Annotated in this window: 7 protein-coding genes (1 of these 7 running past the window's edge); all 7 read right to left on the reverse strand. The window is 41.3% G+C overall.

The features are described from left to right. Nucleotides 1-82 precede the first annotated feature (82 nt). Nucleotides 83-973, reverse strand: a complete 891-nt coding sequence (locus CRENPOLYSF2_RS03415; RefSeq protein ID WP_245807877.1) for a class I SAM-dependent methyltransferase — start codon at nucleotides 971-973, stop codon at nucleotides 83-85. A gap of 266 nt (nucleotides 974-1239) precedes the next feature. Next, entirely contained in the window at nucleotides 1240-1674 is a 435-nt protein-coding gene (locus CRENPOLYSF2_RS03425) for a TA system VapC family ribonuclease toxin (protein ID WP_087142563.1), read from the reverse strand. Continuing rightward, nucleotides 1671-1904 (reverse strand): CopG family transcriptional regulator, encoded by a 234-nt coding sequence (locus CRENPOLYSF2_RS03430; protein WP_087142564.1) that lies wholly within the window; start codon nucleotides 1902-1904, stop codon nucleotides 1671-1673. The genes CRENPOLYSF2_RS03425 and CRENPOLYSF2_RS03430 overlap by 4 nt, the downstream gene beginning before the upstream one ends. A gap of 88 nt (nucleotides 1905-1992) precedes the next feature. Then, entirely contained in the window at nucleotides 1993-3909 is a 1917-nt protein-coding gene (locus CRENPOLYSF2_RS03435; protein WP_087142565.1) for a hypothetical protein, read from the reverse strand. A 75-nt stretch (nucleotides 3910-3984) separates the two neighbouring features. Next, on the reverse strand, nucleotides 3985-4467 hold the full coding sequence (locus CRENPOLYSF2_RS03440; protein ID WP_217884057.1) for a pilin: 483 nt from the start codon (nucleotides 4465-4467) through the stop codon (nucleotides 3985-3987). Between the two features lie 484 nt (nucleotides 4468-4951). Continuing rightward, nucleotides 4952-5185 carry a hypothetical protein gene (locus CRENPOLYSF2_RS18985; protein WP_217884058.1) on the reverse strand — a complete coding sequence of 78 codons (234 nt, stop codon included), beginning with the start codon at nucleotides 5183-5185 and terminating at the stop codon, nucleotides 4952-4954. Further along, nucleotides 5175-5237 carry the 3' portion of an Rpn family recombination-promoting nuclease/putative transposase gene (locus CRENPOLYSF2_RS03445; protein ID WP_217884059.1) on the reverse strand. It continues 615 nt past the right edge of the window, so 63 of the gene's 678 nt are visible here — the last part of the coding sequence; its start codon lies off the right edge, out of view; the stop codon is at nucleotides 5175-5177. Before CRENPOLYSF2_RS03445 ends, CRENPOLYSF2_RS18985 begins: the two co-directional genes overlap by 11 nt.

Below are 5237 nucleotides of genomic sequence, written 5' to 3' on the forward strand. Positions count from 1 at the left end.
ACAGGCTCAGCACGAACGGTGGTGGCGTTTAAGTTGTTCAAGTTATTTCATGCACGCTCCTAAGTTGAAAACGCTGTATGTTTTAAACGCGTTTAATAGCGCGTAATAAATTACCACAAAATAATTCTTTGCCGGTTTTTGCTGGCAGCCAAAGTTGTTTTATATCTACCTGCGGGGCAGAAAAATAGCTATTGGCAGCGACGGCTAAATCGGTTAATGCTATCTTGGGAGAATAGGTATTTAAAATTAGAAATGCGCCTTGATTCATCAGTTCATGCGCGGTTTCTAACAAGCGTGGCAGATGATTTTCCAATATCCATTTTTCGCCATTAGCGCCTAATCCCCATGCGGGCGGATCCATAATAATGCCATCGTAGGTGTTACCACGTTTTAATTCGCGCTGAGCAAACTTTAACGCATCCTCAAGCACCCATTTAATATCGGTAAGTTGACTATGCTCCATATTGCCTTTAGCCCAGCTAATCATTTGTTTAACCGAATCGACATGCACCACGTCTGCACCATTGCTACGAGCAACTAAAGAAGCCGCCCCTGTATAAGCAAATAAATTTAAAATTTTCTGACCCGCACGCGTGTGATTTTTAATAAAGCGCCAATTAGCGTGTTGTTCTGGAAATAATCCTACATGCTTAAATTTAGTAAGTTTCAGATTAAAACTCAAATTATCATAGCTGATAGACCAATGCTCAGGCGCATTTGCTTTAATATTTAACCAACTGCCTTGTGTTGAAGAATGCTCTTGAAATTCCCAATGCGCGCTCTGTTGCCAGTGACTGTTCGGCCATTCTGGCTTAAAAACCGCTTGAATATCTGGACGTATGGTAATGATTTGTCCCCAACGCTCTAGTTTTTTGCCATTGCCTGCGTCAAGTAGTTCGTAATCAGACCAAGATGCGCTATATTCGCGTTGCGAGATCGTGCATTCAGGTGATTTGTATGGGTTTTTTGTCACTGCTGTCCTTCGTATTTTCAAAATTTTGACATAGCTGTGTATTTAATTTATTGATTTTTATAACTGTGCTGTTTTGTGGGGACTACCCGAAATACACTCAGAAAAGTCGGTAAAAGAGATTAGGAATCCCCCGCCATCTTCAACTGATAGGGGGTTAATTTCAAAAGTATATTGCTTTAAATCTCTCATAATTCACGCCATCAAAAAAACAACCAATTGATGTAAATGGGTTTTGTAGGTCGATGTATGGGAATATTGGCAGAATATCAATTGATAAGGTGTAAACTTTGTGTCCCATTACGCACAGCATCCGTTACTAGCCGCCGGTCGAAGGTTGCTAGCTGCCCATTGTTAGCATACGCCAGTGCTAGAAGATAACTATCAGTTACCTGGCCGGAACTGAGTAGGCGCGCCGAATCTATTTTTTCACTATCTAACAGGCTGATGTTGTCAGCCCAGAATCTATGGCCTGGAAGTGCGCATAATCCTTGCATCAAATGCACTACCGCCGCTGGTGTACTGAGGGAATTAGGGTAGCTAGAATGCCCGACGATACGCAGTACACCATTCTCTGTTAGCGGACAGGTTGCCCAAGCCTGCTGTCCGTAAACTAAAAACCATTCATGTGCAGCATCGTGTTGAATATGAGCGGGATCAATCAGGGCGATTAATACGTTAACATCAAGCAGGAAAACGGTCATGGCAATTCATCGCGTAACTGGTTCACCAATTCGGGCGTTACGGGCGTGGCTCCGGTACGCATAGGCAATAGAGGAATGCCATTGCGCATATTATTACTGTGCGTAACAGGCGGCAGCAGTGCTTGGCGAGTGAGGGCTGAAATAACTCCCCCAACACTTTTATGTTGCTGAAATGCTAGTGCTTTGACGGCTGCAAGTACATCATCATCGATGGATAAGGTTGTTCGCATATTTGTTCTCCTGAAGTTTGCATCAAACATCACGCATCATACATCAATTGAGTGAATGAAGAAACAGCAAAGCAAATTCTGATTAATATCAGTTAGCTTTTATATCCGCCAGCAAATTCTGTTTTATACGGGCTATTTCAGTAGGATAATCCAGTTTTGTGCTGAATTGAGTAGGCGGCGTTTTAGGCGTGTTTGCCAGTATTTTTTCAATGTCGTTTAAATGCTGTAGAGCTTCTGCATAATAACCCTGCGATGCGAGAACACTTACTTGCACCAAGCCATGCTCCACATTCTGTGTTAAATCCAATACGGTTTTGTATTCGGCAAGGGCTTCTTTGGGTTGATGGGTGACTGCAAAAATCTGCCCTTCAAGATGGTGCGGTTGAAAAAGTAAACGCTGGTCGCTTACCACACCAGGATTGGTTAATAAAATATCTAACAATTCTAACGCGTTGTTACCGTTTAAGCCTTTACATTCTGGGCTAAGCAAGGTATCCACAGTGGCCTGTAATATATTAAAGTGATAAGCGTTAAACACCAGTGTTTGAGACAGTTGTTTAATGTCGTTAAATTCCGCAACCGACACACCGTTTACACGGCATTTTAAACCTAGCCAATGCCAGTGCAAATCCAGGCTATCGGTCACTGTGAGTTTAGCCTGACTGAGCAATTGCAGGGCAGCCAAATCATTACCTTTACTTTCTAAGCTAAGGGCAGCGGTACGTTGTGCGCGAGATGAATGTGGGTTTTGTTTTGCCCAAAACAGCGTTAAGGCCAGTTCGTTGCCCCACAGGGTACTGAGTTGATAAGTGAACAACGGGCATATCACTAACACAGCGATAATACCGCCTTTAATTAAACGATTACTTTGGGTGACGAAAAAATACCCAGCTGGCATAAACAGAAAAATAGCAGGTAAATAATTTCGGTGTTCGAAATATAATTCCAAGCCTATTGTTGTTGATTCCAGGACATGACCCGCGAAGAAAAACAACATGGCTAGTGCAAAAAAAGGCAAGCGTTTACGTAAACTCAATGCAGCCGAAATTAAGCCTACAATAAATAGCACGCAAAATAATGTTGTGTGTGGATTCCACAAATTTTTGGAAACGGTGATGTTCTCGTTAAGTATGCCGGGATACGATAACTTGGGAATTATCAAGTAATATAAATATTCTGTGACTATCCGGCTTTCAGTCAGTAAGCGTTCGGGCAGATTAAAGTTACGATTTCCAAAGGGGTGGGTAAAAGTATAAGAGTTAATGTCATGGATTAATATGCCAATAACACCCAAGCTGGGTAATACTAGGAATAACCATGCCCAATAACGGTTAAGTGGTTTTGCCGTGGAGCTAGGGTGTTTGAAAATGCACAGTTCTACGCAGGCAACCAACAGAGGCAGCAGCACACCATTTTCTTTGCTTAAAATAGCCAGCAGCGTGCCCAAACCCAGCGCCACACTCATAGTAATATAAGCCTTACGGCTATCATGCGCCAAACCTAAGCGGCCTTTGCAATACAACCACAAGCCAGCAATGGAAAAAAAGGCGCTTAACATGGCCATGCGTTGCACTACGTACAATACGGTAGACACCATAAACGGGTGCAGCAACCAAAAGCTGGTGGTAATTAAGGCGGCAATAAAGGCTTGTTGGGGTTTAAGGTTAACACTAATAAACAGCAACCGGCACAACAAAAATAAAAACACACCGCTTAAGCCGTGCAGTATGACGTTGGTAACTTTAAAGGGGTACGGGTCGGTGGGCCAGTTAGTGCCATTAAGGAGAAAACTTAACAGGCTAATGGGTCGCCCAGTAGGGCCTGCTATGCCGTTGCCGACAAATTTAATGAAGGTATCGAGGTTTCTAACGCCGTTGTATTTGCCGAGTTTATTGATATTAGCAAAGTCATCAAATAAAAAGCTACCCGTTAAACCAGGATGATATATCCAAACATAAAGACAGAGAATAACAACCAAAAAAAATTGAGGTATGGATTTTAACACGTTGTCATCATAATAAAAATGCCCTATAACATTAAGAAACAGGGCATTGTTGTTTAAAGAATTAAGTATTAAAGATTATTGTGGATCACCTTTTTTACAGTTATTTGGTAAATATTTTTCATCAGCATTTGAATAGCAAGACCATTCAATTGAACCAGCATGGGTAATAGGACTTAACTGTAAAATTTTGCCTTGTATGCCTTGTGAAATACCAGCTTGCATTTTTGCTGTAATTATACCCTTGGTTTTCTTGGTCGCTGTAGCATCGCCATCACCACCGATACCTACCGTCGCCACATATTTACCTTTTATATCTCCGGCAGTAGCAACATGTGCATCAGAATTAGCATTGGGGAAATCACCTTTTGACCCCCAATATTCAGCTATAGCTGTTTTAGGCCCAGCAACCAAACTCATCGCTTCGGTCATTTGCGATCTAGCAATGTAATCTTGATAAGCGGGTATTGCAATCGCTGCTAAAATACCAATAATGGCAACAACAATCATTAATTCAATTAAGGTAAAACCTTGTTGTACTTTTTGCATTTGGGTTTTCATGGTATTTTCCTAAGTGTGGGTAATAAAAAAATAAGCGGTTCAATGTGTTTAATGCACGAGTCATGCCAGTTTTTATTTTTACTGAAATATAACGTAAAATTTAAAAAATACAAATAAAAAACAATAGATTAAATGTTTTTATTTTAGCGTAGATCGTATTCTGAACGCACGAGATATATTAGTGAGATTGATATTTTATGTCACTATGTGACATAAAGTGTCACATAGTATGTATGAAATAATATGAAAAAACACAGGGAACAATAAATTTGCTGAGTAGCCGTAAAATTAAATTTATCCTGTTCTGCCTAAAAAATTACTGACCGAACAATGCTTTTAAGTTCAGCTAAGACGGTTTGTTTTTCTTACAATACCACTGCTTCGCGATGTGTTCATGGCTTGTTTCATCTCCTGTGTACTCATCCAGCTGGATAAGACGGTACTGTCATTCAATTGTCCACCGTCTTTGAATACTTAATTAATGCTACCTATTCAGCAAGGCCTTCAACCGCTCTACTTCAGCTAAGGCAGCTTGTTCACGCTGTTGAGCGATCTGTTCACGTTGCTGGGCAGCCCGTTTTTCTTGCAAGGCAGTGTCTTTCTCTTGCAGTGCAGTGTCTTTTTCTTGCAAGGCAGTGTCTTTTTCTTGCAAGGCAATGTTCTTTTCCCGCAATGCTACTGCTTCGCGTTGCTTGGCTTCTTCGGATTCAAGTTGCATAGTCCGCTGTTGACGCAAATATTCTTGCCGAGCTTGATATTGAAAGTATCGG

This window comes from Crenothrix polyspora, from assembly GCF_900163755.1.
In the GTDB taxonomy this organism is placed as follows: Bacteria; Pseudomonadota; Gammaproteobacteria; order Methylococcales; family Methylomonadaceae; genus Crenothrix; species Crenothrix polyspora.